The following is a 17,899-nucleotide window of genomic DNA, read 5'->3' as shown; positions in this document are numbered from 1 at the left end:
TAGGTTATTCATGACAACGACCGTTATTATTCTTGCTGCGGGCAAAGGAACGCGTATGCGCTCTAGCCTTCCTAAAGTATTACAGCCTTTGGCGGGCCGTCCTTTGCTCGGACACGTCATTCAAACGGCAAAACAACTGCATGCACAAAATATTATTACCATCTATGGACACGGTGGTGAACACGTTCAGCAACAATTTCAGCAAGAAAATATTCAGTGGGTTGAGCAAGCCGAACAACTGGGCACAGGTCATGCGGTTCAGATGACGTTACCCGTGTTACCACAAGAAGGCATGTCACTGATTTTGTATGGCGATGTGCCGTTGGTGCGCCAAGAAACTCTCGATCAGCTCCTTGCCGTATCAAGTGCGACAGGCATTGGCATGATCACGCTCAATGTGGACAATCCGACTGGATACGGACGCATCATTCGTGACAACGACAAGATTCAAGCGATTGTGGAACATAAAGATGCCACTGAGCAACAGCGTCAGATTCAGGAAATCAATACTGGCATCTATTGCGTCAGTAATCAGAAACTGCACGCATGGTTGCCAAAGCTATCGAATAACAACGCCCAAGGTGAATACTATCTCACCGATATTGTGGCCATGGCCGTTGCCGACGGTTTGGAAATTGCATCAATTCAGCCCGAACTGGCCTATGAAGTAGAAGGCGTCAATGACCGTCTACAACTGGCAGCGCTCGAGCGCGAATTTCAATTGCAACAAGCCAAAAGCCTGATGCAGCAGGGTCTCACCTTGAGTGATCCGGCTCGTTTTGATGTGCGTGGTACCCTCAAAATCGGACAAGATGTCAAAATCGATATCAATGTGATTATTGAAGGTGACTGTGAACTGGGCGATTTTGTCGAAATTGGCGCAGGTTGCATATTAAAAAATACCCGTATTGCTGCTGGCACAAAAGTGCAACCTTACAGCGTGTTTGAAAATGCGGTTGTGGGTGAAAATACCCTGATCGGACCATTTGCGCGCTTGCGTCCGGGTGCAGAGCTGGCCAACGACGTACACATCGGCAACTTCGTTGAAGTGAAAAATACCCGTATCGGGGTCGGCTCAAAAGCCAACCATTTTACCTATCTGGGCGATGCCGAAGTTGGTGCTGGTTCGAATATTGGTGCAGGGACCATTACCTGCAATTATGATGGTGCAAATAAATTTAAAACCGTGATTGGCGATGCTGCATTTATTGGCTCTAACAGTTCACTGGTCGCGCCTATACATATTGGCAATGGTGCCACTGTGGGTGCAGGTTCGGTGATTACCCGTGATGTGAGCGACAATGCACTGGCATTTGAGCGCGCGCAACAAATTGAAAAAGCAAATTATCAACGTCCGCAAAAGTTGAAAAAATAAGAGGTATTAGGCATGTGTGGTATCGTCGGAGGCGTTGCAGAACGCAACATTAGTGAGATTTTAATTGAAGGTCTCAAACGCCTTGAATACCGCGGATACGACTCTGCGGGCGTTGCATTGGTGAGTCCATCGCATATCCTGCGCGAGCGCCGTGTAGGAAAAGTGGCCAATTTGGCCGAGGCCGTTGCACAGAGCAAATTAAGCGGCTCTCTAGGTATTGCACATACACGCTGGGCCACGCATGGTAAACCGACCGAACAAAATGCACATCCGCATATTTCGGGTGATCTGGCTGTGGTGCACAACGGTATTATTGAAAACTATCAAGAGCTTAAAGATGACCTAGAAGCGCTAGGCTATGTCTTTACCTCACAAACCGACACCGAAGTCGTGGCGCATCTGGTGCATCATGCGCTTAAAGAGCAAACCAGTTTGCTCGATGCGGTTCGTAGCGTAGTGCCAGAGCTTAAAGGCGCTTATGCGCTGGGTATTGTGCATAAGGATCATCCAGATGAGTTGATCACCGTACGCGAAGGTTCGCCTTTGGTGATTGGTGTGGGGATTGGTGAAAACTTTATCAGTTCAGATCAGTTGGCGCTTTTACCTGTGACCAATCGCTTTGTGTATTTGGAAGAAGGTGATATTGCCCGTCTGACCCGTGACAGCATTGAAATTTATGCACATGGCGAAAAAATCGAGCGTCCGGTTAAAGAGCTTGATGCTGCGGTCAGTAATGCATCGAAAGGCGAATACAAGCACTACATGCTCAAAGAGATTTATGAGCAGCCTGAAGCCATTCAACAAACCATTTCACAAGCCTTAAATGGCAATGCATTGCGTGATGATTTCTTGCACTTGGCCGAAGTGGATTTTAAACAGATCCAAAACGTACAGATTATTGCCTGCGGTACCAGTTACCACGCCGGTATGATTGCCAAGTACTGGTTTGAGCAATTGATTAATGTGCCGTGTCAGGTGGAGATTGCTAGCGAGTTTCGTTATCGCTCACCAGTGATTGTGGCGAATACTTTGTATATCTGTATTTCTCAGTCTGGTGAAACTGCCGACACCTTGGCAGCGCTACGTGACACACAAAAGCGTGCCAAAGCCAAAGATATTCAGATCTCGACTCTGACCATTTGTAACGTAGCCACGTCATCGATGGTACGCGAAACAGATCATCATTTGCTAACCCTCGCAGGCCCAGAAATTGGTGTGGCTTCGACCAAAGCCTTTACCACTCAGCTTGCAGCATTGATGCTGCTCATTTTGAAAATTGGTCAGGTGAAGCAGCAAATTGCCGCTGAACAAATTTCAGAGATTGCATCGCAATTGTGGCATTGTCCAAAAGTCATGCTCGATACTTTGCAACACAATACGGAAATTTTACGTTTATCTGAACTGTTTGTTGAGAAGCAGCACTGCTTGTTCTTGGGCCGCGGTACACATTATCCGATTGCCCTTGAAGGTGCATTGAAACTGAAAGAAATTTCGTATATTCATGCCGAAGGCTATGCCGCGGGTGAGTTAAAACATGGCCCGTTGGCCTTGGTCGATAACGAGATGCCTGTGGTCATTTTGGCGCCGCAAGACGATATGCTCGACAAACTTAAATCGAATATGGAAGAAGTTCAGGCACGTGGTGGTGAACTGTTTGTGTTTGCCGATGAAAACAGCGGTATTCGCGACAAAGACCGTCAGCATGTGGTTTTGATTCCAGATGTGAATGCTTGGCTGGCACCGATTGTGTACAGTATTCCGGTACAGTTACTGTCGTATCATGTGGCGGTATTGCGTGGTACAGATGTCGATCAACCACGTAACCTTGCAAAATCAGTTACTGTAGAATAAGCAACTGATTTTTAAAACTAATTTTATATGAGAGTAATAAATTCTCATACTGAATTACTTAAAAAATCCAGACAAGCGATGCTCTAGAAATGCATCGCTGTGTGGATTTTTTTATGTTTGTGAAATAAGCCGCTAAATTTAGATTCTATTTGACATCAACAATTCAACCTGCATCTATTGCAGGTTTTTTTATCTATTTAAATTTTTATCTATCAATATAATTACATTATTCATAAATAAATTTCGTATTGCGTAATTATAAAAAATCCGTATGATAAAAGATAAAGAGATTACTGATATGCCAAGGAATGCTGACATGAGCGTGCATTTATCTTCATTTATCGAGGTTTCCCCGACTTCGGATTTTCCTATTCAGAATTTGCCTTACGGAATTTTTAGCGAAACCACAACAGGTAAACGCCGTGTAGGCGTGGCACTCGGCGACTGGGTGGTCGATCTGGCGGCACTTGAGCGTGCAGGGCTTTTAACTCTCCAAGAGGGTGAACAGTTTTTCGACCAACCCACCTTAAATAAATTTATTGAAAGTGGTAAAGCACATTGGCACAGCACGCGACAAACCTTGCAGCGCTTATTGTCTAAAAATGAATCGACGCTTCGCGATAACACCACGCTTCGCCAGCACGCTTTTTATCAGCAAAGCGACGTGGTGATGCATTTACCTGTACATATTCCGGGCTATACCGATTTTTATTCGTCTAAAGAACACGCCACCAATGTGGGCTGCATGTTTCGTGACCCCAAAAATGCGTTATTGCCGAACTGGTCTGAGCTACCTGTGGGCTATAACGGACGCGCCAGCTCGGTGGTGGTAAGCGGTACCAATATTGTGCGTCCATCGGGTCAAATCAAATTGCCCGATCAGGAGCGTCCTGTCTTTTCAGCCTGTCGCAAGTTGGATTTTGAACTGGAAACGGGCTTTATTGTGGGCAAGGCAACTCACCTAGGTGAACCGATTTCAATTGAAAACGCATGGGATCATATTTTTGGTATGGTGCTGTTTAACGACTGGTCGGCGCGCGATTTGCAACAGTGGGAATATGTACCACTCGGGCCGTTCAATGCCAAAACTTTTGCCTCTTCCATCTCGCCATGGATTGTCACGCTAGAGGCACTTGAACCGTTTCGAACGCATTCGCCACAACAAGATCCACTGCCACTGGCTTATTTACAAGAAGATCTTTCGGCCAATAGTTACGACATTTATTTATCGGTAGAACTCAAAGCTGCCGAACAACAACATGCAGATGTGATTTGCAGCACCAATTTTAAATATATGTACTGGTCGATGGCACAACAACTAACCCATCACACGGTGGCAGGCTGTAATGTACAAGTGGGTGACTTAATGGGGTCAGGTACTATTTCTGGCCCGACTCCAGATTCTTATGGCTCGCTGCTTGAACTCACATGGAATAATACGCGCCTATTGCAACTTTCAAACGGTGAGCAGCGCGGCTTTTTACAAGATGGCGATACGCTAATCATGAAAGGCTATTGTGAAAAAAATGGCTTACGAATTGGCTTTGGCGAAGTGACAGGCACGATCTTGCCGGCACGTCAATTCGCTTTTCAAGAAACCGAAGCACAGGAACGCACCAAGTATGCAACTGTATAGCTATTTTAGAAGCTCGGCGGCATTTCGAGTCCGCATTGCACTTGCGCTTAAAGGACTGACTGCCGAAATTGTACCCGTTCATTTACTTCAAGATGGCGGTCAGCAACACTCACCTGCGTATGCACAGCTTAATCCGAGCGAGCTGGTGCCGACCTTAAAAGATCAAGAGCATGTTCTGACCCAGTCGCTGAGTATTCTTGAATATCTTGAAGAGCAATATCCAGATCCAAGACTTTTGCCGCAAGCGGCCCATATACGCGCCCAAGTTCGTGCCTTTTGTCTCAATATTGCCTGTGATATTCATCCGCTAAATAACCTGCGGGTACTGCAATATTTAACAGATACGCTTAAGCTCTCTGATATCGAAAAAAATAAATGGTATCAGCACTGGATCGTGACTGGCCTAAATAGCCTGGAAGCCCAATTACAGGCGACGGCAGGTAAATTTTGTTTTGGTGATCAGCTGACCATGGCAGATTGCTGTCTGATTCCACAAGTTTATAACGCCAAACGCTTTCAAATTGATTTAAGCGCCTATCCACTTATTGAAGCGGTCTATGCACAGTGTATGACCCTCCCGGCGTTTATTGAAGCGGCGCCAGAACAACAACCCGATGCTGCATAAAATAAGGACATGAGCATGACATTTAAAATCGAACAAATCCACCATGTGGCTTATCGCTGCAAAGACGCCAAAGAAACCGTCGAATGGTACAAAAAGAATCTGCATATGGATTTTATTTTGGCCTTTGCCGAAGATCATGTGCCCTCAACCAAAGCCTTCGACCCATATATGCATCTGTTTTTAGATGCGGGCAATGGCAACGTCTTGGCATTTTTTGAGTTGCCAAATCAACCGGATATGGGCCGAGATGAAAATACCCCGAAATGGGTACAGCATCTGGCACTGCGTGTAAAAGACGAAGCCACCTTACTTGAGGCCAAAGCACATCTGGAAAACAATGGTGTGGACGTTCTAGGCGTGACCAATCACGGAATTTTCCACTCGATTTACTTTTTCGATCCGAATGGACACCGTATCGAACTCACTTATGATGATCCGCGCTCGCCTGAAAAGATTGCAAAAATTACCGATCAGATCAAACAAGAGATGCTAGACGAGTGGACACGCACCAAACGCGCCCCACATCATACACAGTTTTTACATGCTGAAGAATTGAGCGAAATCTAATTTTGAGGAGTTATGTATACTGGCGCTATTTTTTTGATTTTTCATGCTATGTTCGAGGCGTGCCGCAATAAGCAGCCCCATAATATCGTATAAGCAGGAGAATGCTTTGGACATACAAAAAATAGAAGATGGTAAACAGGGCATGTTTCAGGCCCTAGATGACGACAAAGTCGCGGGTGAAATGCACTTTACTTGGGTAGGCGATCATAGCCTGAGTATTGACCACACCGAAGTCGAAAGTGCGTATCGTGGAAGAGGCATTGGCCGTGAGTTGCTCGATGCCTTGATCAGCTTTGCTCGACAAGATCAAATCAAGGTCATTCCACTTTGCCCATATGCAAAATCGGTATTTGATAAACGCCCTGAATTGCAAGATGTGTTGCGAGACGCATAAATATGATTTTGGTCAGTGCCTGTTTGGCTGGTGAACCAGTACGTTACGATGCAAAAAGTTGTCCTATTGCACTGGTTCAACGTCTGCTGGCACAAGGTCTGGCCAAAAGTATTTGTCCCGAATGCTTGGGCGGATTACCTACCCCTCGCCCTGCTGCCGAAATTCAGGGCGGTTCGGGTGAGGATGTTTTGGCTGGTCGCGCACGGGTGATAGATGCGACGGGTGAAGATGTTACAGCCGCCTTCATCGAAGGTGCCCATCAGGCACTACGCATTGTAAAACTGCATAATGCCAGCGCAATTGTACTTAAAGAGAATAGCCCCTCATGCGGTTCACACTTTATTTATAACGGGCATTTTAATGGCCAGAAACAGGCAGGTTTAGGCGTAACTGCCGCACTGCTCAAACAGTACGGATTTGATGTTTTGTCCGAACATGAACTTGAAGATTGGTATCAACGACAACACTAATCAACAGATGTTGTATCTGTTTCTTGACGACTTTGACGCGCCCAATAAGTCGCCAGCAACGCGCCTGAGATGTTATGCCATAAGCTAAACAAGGCACTCGGTACAGCGGTCAATGGTGATGCCGCGAAATGAACCGCGGCCAGTGCCACACCTAAACCTGAATTTTGCATCCCCACTTCAACCGCAATCGCCTTGCCATCGCGATGCGAGAGCTTAAATGCTCGACTGGCCCAGTAGCCAATTAAAAACCCAAGTCCGTTATGCAGTATCACCACAGATAAAATCAACGCGCCCGACTGTAAAATCGCGGCTTTACTGGCCCCAATAATTGCCGCCACAATCGCAACAATCGCCACGACTGAAATCAGCGGCATCACCTCGATATATCGATTCACTGGCACTGCAAAAAAACGTCGCAGCAATAGCCCAATCACGATGGGCACCAGAATCACCTGTAAAATCGATACAAACATCGATATGGCATCAATCTGAATCCATTGACTGGCCAAAAAATAAAAAATAGCGGGTGTCAACAGCGGTGCCAGTAAGGTCGAAACACTGGTACATGCCACCGAGAGCGCAACGTTGCCTCGCGCCATATAGGTAATTACATTCGATGCCGTTCCACCCGGACAACATCCCACCAAAATCACGCCAATCGCGATCGCTGAAGGCAACTGAAATAATTGACACAGTAAAAAGGCCAGTCCCGGCATCACCACGAACTGCGCCACCACGCCAATCAATACGGCTTTAGGATGGCGCAGCATGTCTTGAAAATCGTCTAGCGACATGGTCATGCCCATGCCCAGCATAATGATCCCCAGTAGCCATGGAATATAAGCTTTAAGCCACACAAATAAATCCGGCGTCCAGAGTGCCAGCGCAGCAAAGACCACCACCCAAAGGGCAAAGGTTTTTTGCACAAATGCCGTAAAACGAAGTAAAGCTGTCATGAAGAGATAAAACCTTTAAAAACCAAAAATGAAAAGCATGCTTGCTGAACCTAGTTCAATAACTCACGCGATGAAATGCGTTTCACCCCTGCTTTTAACATATCTTGCCACGCATGCTGTAAAGAGCCATTCATGTCGATGGCTTTACAGGCATCGACCACCACGTAGCTATCAAACCCAGCCGCGCAGGCATCTATGGCAGTCCATGCCACACAAAAATCGGTCGCGATACCCACAATATAGACAGTATCGATACCACGCGCCTTTAAATATGCCGCCAGACCAGTTGTGGTCTTACGATCTGCTTCCATAAAAGCGGAATAACTGTCGATATCGCGGTGAACGCCTTTTCTTAAAATCAACTGTGCCGAAGGCAAATCAAGTGCGGGATGCAATTCGGCATCATGCGTCCCTTGAACGCAATGGCTCGGCCACAGGACCTGATCGCCATAAGGCAGTTGAATGTGCTGGTATGGCTGTTTACCTGCATGATTTTGGGCAAAGGAAATATGATCTTCGGGATGCCAATCCTGCGTGATGACAATCGTATCAAAACAAGCACCCAACTGATTAATACACGGAATAATCTGATCGGCATCTGCAACCGCGAGGTGCCCACCGGGCGTAAATCCATTTTGTACATCGACCACAATTAAAGCAACGTGATTGGGTTGTTTCATTTTTCTCTCCATGGAAATTCATGCCCACCGTCGCAGAGCGCTTCAGCAGTCTTTCTTATATGAGGAATCGATCATATTTTAAATATTTCACAGCATAGCAACTCATACGCCGCTGACAAGTCATGTTAAAAAATTCAATGATTGAATGCGTCGCACTGATTATGTGACAGATCGGCCACACCATCCTTTTGAGACTTTGTATTGTGTCAAAGTTTTTACATGCTTTGATCAAAGGATATTGTTCTTATCTCTCTGATCAGTCATAATTTGCATAATAGTCATCCAGCCTACTTGTTTAGGCCGTGACTTACACTCAAAATACTGCAGACCGTCCACTTTTCGTATTTACTATTTCATCCGGATGGAACAATAGGATATTTTTTTAAAATGACTCAGCAAGCACCGACCATTCAAGGTTCAATCGTCGCAATCGTCACCCCTATGTATAAAGATGGCAGTGTAGATTGGAAGGGTCTTGAGAAGCTCGTTGAGTGGCATATCCAACAAGGTACAAACAGTATTGTCGCCGTCGGCACCACTGGCGAAGCGTCAACACTTAGCATGGAAGAACACACAACCGTTATTAAAGAAATTATTCGTGTGGCGAACAAACGTATTCCAATTATTGCAGGTACTGGTGCAAATTCCACTCACGAAGCCATTGAATTGACAAAAGCCGCAAAAGAGCTTGGCGCAGATGCCGCACTTTTGGTGACGCCATATTATAATAAACCAACACAAGAAGGCCTTTATCAGCATTATAAAGCCATTGCAGAAGCCGTAGATATTCCACAAATTCTATACAACGTTCCGGGCCGTACCGGCGTGGATATGTCGAACGAGACGGCAATCCGTCTGGCCGAGATTCCAAATATTATCGGCATTAAGGATGCAACTGGTGACGTGCCACGTGGCAAAGCATTGATCGACGGTTTAAAGGGCAACATGGCGGTGTATTCGGGTGATGACGAAACCGCATGGGAATTGATTACGCTTGGCGCCAAAGGCAATATTTCGGTCACTGCCAATATTATTCCTAAAGCAATGAGTGAGTTATGTGCAACTGCTTTGCAAGGTGAGTCGGAGCAGGCAAAATCGCTCAATGAGCAAGTTGCAAATGTACACAATATTCTGTTTTGCGAATCGAACCCAATTCCTGTGAAATGGGCGCTACATGAGATGGGCTTAATCGAAACTGGAATTCGTCTTCCTTTGACTCCTCTCGCCGAACAATATCGCGAACCTCTCCGTCATCAGCTAAAAGCTGCGGGAATTATTCAATAAGAGCAAATTATGATGCAGTTACGTCTTGGGTTTACCTTCGCAATCGCCAGTATCGCTTTGGCCGGTTGTAACAGCTTGAGTTTAAATAATCATTCTTTGGACTATAAAAAGGCATCTAATGTTGCTCCGCTTGAATTGCCTGCCAATGCAACCATGCGCCCGTTTACACCGCTGTATCCGGCGCCGATTGTTGATGATCTGGCAATTCAGCATGCACCAAATTTTGAAAATAAACGCGGTAACCGCTATGCAGCGCCTCGTCCGGAACAGGTACAAGCGCAACCTGCAACTGCATCTAATACCAGCATGAGCATGAGTCGTCCGCGTTTGGTGACCGATGGAAACAAAAATCCGTTATTGCAAATTGACGGTCCATCAGAAGCGGTATGGCAATACACCATGGCCACGCTCAGCAGCATGAACTACACCGTGATTGCACAAGACAAAAATGCGTATCAAGCCACCATCAAAGTGGGTGAGCAAGTTTTTGTCCTCAGATTAACTGCCGTTGGTACAAGTAACAATCTGGCACTGTTTACGCCAAGTAACAGCTTTGCCGATACTGCGACTGCCAACCAAGTGTTAAACCAGATTAACCAAAACTGGCCAGCCTAGACTCTCTAGGCGATTTTTTTTTGAAAAAGGTTCCCCCATGTTAAAACAAACCTTGCTCTATACTGGCAAAGCAAAATCTGTATACGAGACAGACAGCGCAGACCATTTGATTTTAGTCTTTCGTGATGATGCCTCCGCGTTCAATGGCGAAAAAATCGAACAACTAGATCGTAAGGGCAAGGTCAACAACCGTTTTAATGCCTTTATTATGGAAAAACTGGCCGAAGCAGGTATCGAAACGCATTTTGAACAGCTGCTTACACCAAACGAAGTGTTGGTGAAAAAGCTCGACATGATTCCAGTCGAGTGCGTGATTCGTAACTATGCGGCAGGTTCATTGTGCCGTCGCTTAGGTGTAGAAGAAGGCAAAGAACTGACTCCGCCAACATTTGAATTGTTCTTTAAAGACGATGGCCTTGGCGATCCGATGGTGAACGAATCTCAAGCGATTGCTTTAGGCTGGGCGACAGCGGATCAGTTGGCTAAAATGAAAGAACTTACCTATCAAGTCAATGATGTGTTAAAAGCATTGTTTGATGCGGGTAACATGATTCTGGTCGATTTCAAACTTGAATTTGGTGTGTTCCACGACCGTATCGTCCTTGGTGATGAGTTCTCTCCAGACGGTTGCCGTTTGTGGGACAAAGACACCAAGAAGAAACTTGATAAAGACCGTTTCCGCCAAGGTTTAGGCGGCGTGGTTGAAGCCTACGAAGAAGTGGCAGCACGCTTGGGTATCGATTTAACAGATATCTAATTGTCTTGTGTTTAAAAAAAACAGCGCTTGGCGCTGTTTTTTTATGTTTGCTCCATCTTTATTTTCTTAGTCTATCGTCGAAGGCAATTCTGGTGCAAAAATTAAGCATCGATCAAAAATGATCCAAAAAAGTACATTTTAATGCATCTAGAACATTCATTCACTACTTACTTCACTCTATAAACCACATTAAGATACTGAAAAATATTAGTTTTTTAAAAAATATTTTTTAGTATTCGATTCAGCCTCGATATCGATGTTTATCTTCTGGTCTGACCTGGTCTTACCAGAAGGGACTATTTCCGTTTTTTTATACTCATTATTAAGCATTTTAAATAGTCCAACTTTTTATTGATTCAATTATGAAAACCTTAAAGCAATTTAAAATCATATACTTATATTAATTAATTTTCTTTTTTTCATCATGGCATGGTTGTTGCTAAATCTAGATACACAATCTGTTCTCCCCTATGCTTGCTGGAGTGACCATGTCAAACCGTACATCCTTTGTTTTTGCTTTAACCACGCTTTCTGCTGTTTTAGTTTCAAACTTTGCTCATGCCGATGCCCTAGCCGATATTAAAAAAGCCGGTGTAATTAAAATTGCAATTCCGCAAGATTTTCCGCCATTTGGCACTGTGGGGACCGATTTAAAAGCACAGGGCTACGATATTGATGTGGCCAAACTGATTGCACAAGATTTAGGAGTAAAATTGCAATTGGTGCCAGTCACCAGTGCCAACCGTATTCCCTATCTGACCACCAAAAAAGTGGATTTGGTGATTTCAAGTTTAGGTAAAAATCCTGAGCGAGAAAAAGTCATTGATTTTGCTGGACCCTATGCGCCTTTTTATAATGGCGTGTTTGGACAAAAGAATATCGCGGTAAAATCTGCTGCGGATTTAGCGGGTAAAACGATTGCCGTCACACGTGGTTCAATCGAAGATTTAGAGCTGAGCAAAGTCGCACCAAGCTCAACCACCATTAAGCGTTTTGAAGACAATAACTCGACCGTATCGGCTTTTTACTCAGGTCAGGTGAATTTGATTGCAACTGGCAACGTGGTCGCGGGAAGCTTAAGTAAACACTTTAGCAAAAAGCCGCTTGATACCAAATTCATTATTAAAAACTCGCCATGTTATATCGGTCTAAATAAAGGCGAAGCAGCTTTACAAGGCAAGCTCAATGCCATTATTAAAACCGCAAAAAGTAACGGTCAGCTCAATCGAATTTCGGTGCAATGGTTGGGTGCTCCTCTTCCAAAACAACTCTAATGTCACCCACGTCCGTTTGAATGAGAGATCGAGATGGCCTACGAGTTTGAGTTTTCCAGTGTTCTGCCCTACACCGGCATGATTGCCGAAGGGCTGGGCCGTACAGTGGTTCTAACACTGATTGGTACGGTGTTTGGTTTGGCACTGGGGGTGATTGGGGGAGCATGCCGTGCTTGGCGTATTCAACCGGTCAGTGCCCTGTTTCGGATTTATGTCGAAGTGATCCGTAATACCCCGTTTCTGGTGCAGTTGTTTTTTATTTTCTTTGGCTTACCCGCCATTGGCGTGACCATGAATGCATGGACTGCATCCATTTTGGCCATGATTATCAATTTGGGTGCTTATAGTACCGAAATCGTTCGTGCTGGTATTCAGGCCACGCCCAAAGGTCAAATCGAGGCAGCAGCTTCACTGGCCATGACCCGCTTTCAAATTTTGCGACATGTGGTTTTGCCACCGTCACTGGGTCGGGTCTGGCCAGCGCTGTGTAGCCAAATTATTATTGTGATGCTGGGTTCTTCGGTGTGTTCGCAAATTTCGATGGAAGAACTCACCTTTGTCGCCAACTTTATTCAGTCGCGTAATTTCCGTGGCTTTGAAATCTATATTGTGGTGGCGGTGCTGTATCTGGTGTTGGCGGTATGCGTTCGCGCAATCTTGATGCGAATTGGACGTGTCTGCTTTAAAGGGAGCGTTTAATCATGATGATGATGCAAGAATTTACGCTCTGGAACATTATTCAAAATCTGCTGAATGGCTTGGGCTGGTCATTGCTGTTATCGCTGATGGTCTTTGTGCTCGGTGGTGTGTGTGGCTTACTGGTTCTGATGCTTCGGATTAACCCAGATCCGATATTACAAAAAGTTGCTGTGGTGTATATCGAATTTTTTCAGGGTACGCCGCTGCTGATTCAATTATTTATGACCTTTTTTGGCCTGTCACTGTTGGGTATTGATATTTCACCATGGGCTGCTGCTGCCTTTTCACTCACAGCCTATGCCGCTGCCTATTTTGCCGAAATCTGGCGCGGCTGTGTACAAGCGATTCCAAGCGGTCAATGGGAGGCGGCTGCAAGCCTTGCGATGACGCGTTTACAGCAGTTTCGTTATGTGATTTTGCCTCAGGCAACTCGTATCGCCATTGCACCAACAGTCGGGTTTTCCGTACAGATTGTAAAAGCCACTGCCGTTACCTCGATCATTGGTTTTACCGAACTGACCAAAACTGGTTCTGTACTGGCCAACGCCACCTTTGAACCATTCTTGGTTTTTGGATTGGTTGCGATCGGTTATTTCATCTTGTGTTATCCACTGTCTGCCTTGGCAGCTTATCTTGAGAAGAAACTTCATGGCTCTGCTTCACATTCATAATTTGCATAAACGCTTTGGCGATCACCATGTACTCAAAGGTATTGGACTAGAAGTAGAAGCTGGTTCAGTGGTGTCGATTATTGGCCGCAGTGGTTCGGGCAAAAGTACTTTATTGCGATCGATCAATGGCCTCGAAACCATCGATGAAGGATACATCGAGGTTGATGGGACCTTACTTGAAGTCGGGCAAACCGATTTAACGGCACTGCGCCTGAAAGTCGGGATGATTTTTCAGCAGTTTAATTTATTTCCACATTTGAGCGTGATTCAAAATGTGATGCTGGCGGTCCAGATTGTCAAAAAAGTCGATAAGGCGGCGACTCGTGATCTGGCCATGCTGATGCTGGATAAAGTTGGTTTAAAACACAAAGCCGATGCCATGCCGAGTCAGCTTTCTGGCGGACAGCAGCAGCGTGTTGCAATTGCACGTGCATTGGCCATGTCGCCTAAAATCTTGCTCTGTGACGAGATTACCTCGGCACTCGATCCAGAATTGGTCAATGAAGTTTTGGCAGTCGTACGAGACTTGGCCCAAGATGGCATGACCTTGATCATGGTCACGCATGAAATGCGCTTTGCCCGTGACGTGGGCGACTACTTGCTGTTTATGCATGAAGGTCGCGTACATGAATACGGCCCTGCCAAAGAATTATTTGCAGCACCGCAAACCGATGAATTACGTTCGTTTATTCATTTAACTCACGCCTAAAACCTGTTCAGGGCAATTCATCTGCAGGATGTATTGCCTACTTTTTTCTACCGTCCTCAGTGATCTAAGATTACATAAATCACCTCGTTGAATACTGGACTCTTTGTAAAAATCTTATAAAAATAAAGAGAATAACACGCATAAATCAATGCCAGATGCTGGCTTATATGCATTTCAAAATCACATGATCACAATAAAGGAAATTGCAATGAGCGAGACTGAAAAAGAAAAAGCCGAGGTTGAAAAAGAAAAAAACGACAACAATCTAAGCTGGCAAGAGCGAATGGCAGTGGAAGAACACGAAAAGCTTTCGCCCCGCTTGGTTTATGAAATTATCCGCCGCGATGGCATTGAGGAGCTGAACCGTCCGACCAAGGCGCTGATTTTCTCGGGTATTACCGCAGGCGTGATTATCAGCTTCTCCTTTGTTTTTAAAGCCATTTTAACCGCCTACTTGCCCGCAGATGCACTTTGGGTAGATCTGGTCACCAACATGGGCTACACGGTCGGATTTGTACTGGTCATTATTGGACACATGCAACTTTTTACCGAAAACACCATTACTACGGTGGTTCCACTCTTTAATCCATTTACCTTTGATAAGCTCAAAGGCGTATTTCGGCTGTGGGGGATTGTATTTGTCTGCAATTTAATCGGAACGGCGCTGGCGGCTTTATTTTTACTCAACGCCCAGCTTTTTCCACCAGAAGTTGATCAGGCTTTACACGAGCTGGCCCATCATGTAGCTGCGTTGAGTGCCACAGACAATATTATTAAGGGAATCCCTGCGGGTATCCTGATTGCATCCTTGGTCTGGATGCTCCCTTCGGCCACCAACAAGTTTTTACTGATTTTCTTTATTACCTATCTGATGGGTTTGGGTGGATTTACACATGTGATCGTCGGCTCGGCAGAAATGGCCTACTGGGTATATCAGGGGCAGGCATCGCTTTATGACTATGTGCTTCAGTTTTTACTTCCGACCACCTTGGGCAATATTTTGGGAGGAACAGGCGTGTTTACCTTACTGATTTACGGACAGGTGAATGAAGAACTGGACTAATCGTGCAGCGTCTTGATCGGTAGTGGTCGCCCAAACAAAAAGCCCTGAAAACTAAAGCATTGGTTTTCTTTTAGGCAGTCGAGCTGCTCTTGAGTTTCGACGCCTTCGGCGACAATATTCAAATCAAGCAGATGGGCTAGACGGATAATCGTATTCACAATCGCCAGATCGCGCGGATTATCCACAATATTTTTTACAAAGGATCGATCGATCTTGAGCTGATCTAAAGGCAATAGCTTCAAGTAATTCAGCGATGAGTAGCCCGTGCCAAAATCGTCCATCGAAAAGCGAACGCCAATTTCGATCAGTTTTTTCATTTTTTGAATTGAACTGTGCATATCGCGATAAAACATACTTTCGGTCAGTTCTAAACGCAGGCGATGAGGATTGGCCTCTGTTTCGCGAATGATCTGCATGACGTTGTCTTCAAAATCGGATTGGCGAAATTGCTGTACACTAATATTGACCGATACCGTCCAGTGCGCCGAATGTTCATGCTGGCTCCATTGGTACAACTGCTGACAAGCCATCCGTAACACGCGATTGCCAATATGATGGATCAGATCCGATTTCTCGGCCTGTTCAATAAATTCGCCGGGTAAAATCAGCCCCCGTACCGGATGAATCCAGCGCAATAATGCTTCATAGCCAATAATGGTTTTATGCTGATCCACAATAGCCTGATAATACAACTCGAACTCATCTCGAATCAGTGCCTGCCGTAAATCTGAAATGAGCGAGGCGCGTGACACCACCTGCGATTCCATCAAAGGATCAAAGGTACAAATGCAGTTTTTTCCGTTGGCCTTGGCTTGATAGAGCGCCATATCCGCATATTTGAGCAGTGCATTTTGTGGAATGGAATCATCTTTAAATACAAAAATTCCGATACTGGCACTGGTTTGAATGACCTGATTTTCAAGTACAAAAGGCTGATAAATCACTTGAGAAATACGCTCTGCAATCGAATGTGCCTGCTGATGCGCTGTGGCCTCATCTTCACTTAAGTGAGACAGAATAATCAGCAGCTCATCACCACCCAGACGTGCCGTGGTTTCTGTTTCCCGCACACATTTGCTGACCCGTTTCGCCACCATTTTGAGTAAATGATCGCCGTAGTCGTGCCCCAAGGTATCATTGACCGTTTTAAAGTTGTCCAGATCCATCATCATGATTGCACTATGATGTTGCTCATCTTTACTGGCCTGAATCACCTGCTTTAGCCGCTCTTTGACATAGCGTCGATTGGGCAGTCCGGTTAATTCGTCATACAGCGCCATGTACTTGGCATGATCTTCGGAAGATTTCAACTGCGTGATATCGGTTCGGATAGAAATATAATTCTTTAATAAACCATTGTTGTCTTTAAGCGGCACTATGGTGGTATCGACCCAGTACAAATTGCCATGTTTGGTACGATTACAGATCTCACCTTTCCAAATCTGCCCTTGAGCAATGGTTTTCCACATGGTTTTAAAAAATGTCCGTGGATGATAGCCCGAGTTGATAATTTTATGCGTGCTGCCCACCAGTTCGTGATATTCATACTGCGAGATATCACAAAATTTCTCGTTCACATGGGTGATGATGCCACGATGATCGGTGATGGCCACAATCGAATGCGCATCGATCGCCAGTTTGTAGTTTTCGAAATCTTTCAGAATTTTCGCAAGCTGCTGCTGCATGCTAAGCTGATCAGCTTGTTCAACCACACTAAGGGTGATGCCCGCGACCTGCTGATCGCCTGAAAAATAAGGCGATACAAAGGCCATTTTAGAGAGAGTACCCTGCTTGTGACATTGAATCTGCCAGCAGGCCTGTCCCGAGTGTCCCTCAATTGCGGGTTGCAATAAGGGATAGATATGCTGCCACCAGTCATCTGGAAGTAGATCTTGCAAATCCCGTTGCTGACATACCGCGACATCCATGTTAACGCGTTCAAAGAATGCGGCATTTCCACCACACACCGTCATATTTTTATTTAAATAAGTGATGCTATTAACTGTATGATCCAGATTTAAACTATTTTTCACTTTTATATCAGCACTATTTTATTCTATAGACAAATCTGTCTATAAGTATAACATCATTTGTCATCCGTTTTATTTGGCATAAAAAATCTATTTAAATATTAGAAACATAATTTTACTATAAATTATAATTTTTTAAATTTTTCATTTTTAATAGATTAACTTGAAGATATATTCATGATTAACGGATCGATGGTATTTGATCCGTTATAATCTGCTTAAGCATTATGACATTTTATCTGT

18 protein-coding genes are annotated in these 17,899 nt (G+C 44.9%); 15 read left to right on the top strand and 3 right to left on the bottom strand.

Features of this window, described 5'->3' with window-relative positions; genetic code table 11:
* The first annotated feature begins 10 nt into the window (after positions 1 to 10).
* From glmU to ADA42_RS11035, 7 genes are all read left to right on the top strand, one after another.
* The gene (glmU, locus tag ADA42_RS11065; protein WP_048765236.1) at positions 11 to 1,375 is read left to right on the top strand and encodes a bifunctional UDP-N-acetylglucosamine diphosphorylase/glucosamine-1-phosphate N-acetyltransferase GlmU; all 1,365 of its coding nucleotides are present in this window, start codon (positions 11 to 13) and stop codon (positions 1,373 to 1,375) included.
* 12 nt (positions 1,376 to 1,387) lie between these two features.
* Positions 1,388 to 3,226: a glutamine--fructose-6-phosphate transaminase (isomerizing) gene (gene glmS, locus ADA42_RS11060; RefSeq protein WP_048765232.1), complete on the top strand. Its 1,839-nt coding sequence runs from the start codon at positions 1,388 to 1,390 to the stop codon at positions 3,224 to 3,226.
* Between the two features lie 316 nt (positions 3,227 to 3,542).
* Positions 3,543 to 4,862 carry a fumarylacetoacetase gene (gene fahA / locus ADA42_RS11055; protein ID WP_048765230.1) on the top strand — a complete coding sequence of 440 codons (1,320 nt, stop codon included), beginning with the start codon at positions 3,543 to 3,545 and terminating at the stop codon, positions 4,860 to 4,862.
* Entirely contained in the window at positions 4,849 to 5,487 is a 639-nt protein-coding gene (gene maiA / locus ADA42_RS11050; RefSeq protein WP_048765227.1) for a maleylacetoacetate isomerase, read from the top strand. Before fahA ends, maiA begins: the two co-directional genes overlap by 14 nt.
* A 15-nt stretch (positions 5,488 to 5,502) precedes the next feature.
* Positions 5,503 to 6,054: a VOC family protein gene (locus ADA42_RS11045; RefSeq protein ID WP_048765225.1), complete on the top strand. Its 552-nt coding sequence runs from the start codon at positions 5,503 to 5,505 to the stop codon at positions 6,052 to 6,054.
* Between the two features lie 106 nt (positions 6,055 to 6,160).
* Entirely contained in the window at positions 6,161 to 6,448 is a 288-nt protein-coding gene (locus ADA42_RS11040; RefSeq protein ID WP_048765222.1) for a GNAT family N-acetyltransferase, read from the top strand.
* 2 nt (positions 6,449 to 6,450) lie between these two features.
* Positions 6,451 to 6,918, top strand: coding sequence for a DUF523 domain-containing protein (locus ADA42_RS11035; RefSeq protein WP_048765217.1), 468 nt, complete (start codon positions 6,451 to 6,453; stop codon positions 6,916 to 6,918).
* Here the strand turns inward: ADA42_RS11035 and ADA42_RS11030 are convergent.
* A complete protein-coding gene (locus ADA42_RS11030) occupies positions 6,915 to 7,874 on the bottom strand; it encodes a bile acid:sodium symporter family protein (protein WP_048765215.1) in 960 nt (319 codons plus the stop codon). The genes ADA42_RS11035 and ADA42_RS11030 overlap by 4 nt on opposite strands.
* Before the next feature lie 50 nt (positions 7,875 to 7,924).
* Positions 7,925 to 8,554 carry a bifunctional nicotinamidase/pyrazinamidase gene (gene pncA / locus ADA42_RS11025; RefSeq protein WP_025094599.1) on the bottom strand — a complete coding sequence of 210 codons (630 nt, stop codon included), beginning with the start codon at positions 8,552 to 8,554 and terminating at the stop codon, positions 7,925 to 7,927.
* A gap of 387 nt (positions 8,555 to 8,941) precedes the next feature.
* Between pncA and dapA the strand changes: the two genes are divergently transcribed.
* The 8 genes from dapA (at position 8,942) to ADA42_RS10985 (ending at position 15,626) form a co-directional block, all read left to right on the top strand.
* Entirely contained in the window at positions 8,942 to 9,838 is an 897-nt protein-coding gene (gene dapA, locus ADA42_RS11020; protein ID WP_048765213.1) for a 4-hydroxy-tetrahydrodipicolinate synthase, read from the top strand.
* Between the two features lie 9 nt (positions 9,839 to 9,847).
* Entirely contained in the window at positions 9,848 to 10,453 is a 606-nt protein-coding gene (locus ADA42_RS11015; RefSeq protein ID WP_004933685.1) for a hypothetical protein, read from the top strand.
* Positions 10,454 to 10,490: 37 nt separating this feature from the next.
* Entirely contained in the window at positions 10,491 to 11,210 is a 720-nt protein-coding gene (purC, locus tag ADA42_RS11010; protein ID WP_004933683.1) for a phosphoribosylaminoimidazolesuccinocarboxamide synthase, read from the top strand.
* A gap of 488 nt (positions 11,211 to 11,698) precedes the next feature.
* Complete coding sequence (locus tag ADA42_RS11005) at positions 11,699 to 12,484, top strand: transporter substrate-binding domain-containing protein (RefSeq protein ID WP_004933682.1); 786 nt, start codon at positions 11,699 to 11,701, stop codon at positions 12,482 to 12,484.
* A gap of 33 nt (positions 12,485 to 12,517) precedes the next feature.
* Positions 12,518 to 13,183: an amino acid ABC transporter permease gene (locus ADA42_RS11000; RefSeq protein ID WP_004944663.1), complete on the top strand. Its 666-nt coding sequence runs from the start codon at positions 12,518 to 12,520 to the stop codon at positions 13,181 to 13,183.
* Between the two features lie 11 nt (positions 13,184 to 13,194).
* On the top strand, positions 13,195 to 13,854 hold the full coding sequence (locus ADA42_RS10995; RefSeq protein WP_048765361.1) for an amino acid ABC transporter permease: 660 nt from the start codon (positions 13,195 to 13,197) through the stop codon (positions 13,852 to 13,854).
* Entirely contained in the window at positions 13,832 to 14,563 is a 732-nt protein-coding gene (locus ADA42_RS10990; protein WP_048765209.1) for an amino acid ABC transporter ATP-binding protein, read from the top strand. The genes ADA42_RS10995 and ADA42_RS10990 overlap by 23 nt, the downstream gene beginning before the upstream one ends.
* Before the next feature lie 208 nt (positions 14,564 to 14,771).
* Positions 14,772 to 15,626 carry a formate/nitrite transporter family protein gene (locus ADA42_RS10985; protein WP_048765360.1) on the top strand — a complete coding sequence of 285 codons (855 nt, stop codon included), beginning with the start codon at positions 14,772 to 14,774 and terminating at the stop codon, positions 15,624 to 15,626.
* Here ADA42_RS10985 and ADA42_RS10980 read toward each other — a convergent pair.
* Positions 15,623 to 17,659, bottom strand: a complete 2,037-nt coding sequence (locus ADA42_RS10980) for a putative bifunctional diguanylate cyclase/phosphodiesterase (protein WP_048765208.1) — start codon at positions 17,657 to 17,659, stop codon at positions 15,623 to 15,625. The two genes, ADA42_RS10985 and ADA42_RS10980, sit on opposite strands and share 4 nt — an antisense overlap.
* Positions 17,660 to 17,899: the final 240 nt, after the last annotated feature.

Origin of the sequence: Acinetobacter sp. 243_ASPC (assembly GCF_001054715.1) — a bacterium.
In the GTDB taxonomy this organism is placed as follows: domain Bacteria; phylum Pseudomonadota; class Gammaproteobacteria; order Pseudomonadales; family Moraxellaceae; genus Acinetobacter; species Acinetobacter soli.
The sequence above is the reverse complement of the archived record's forward strand: the minus strand, read 5'-3'. Positions and strand labels throughout refer to the sequence as shown.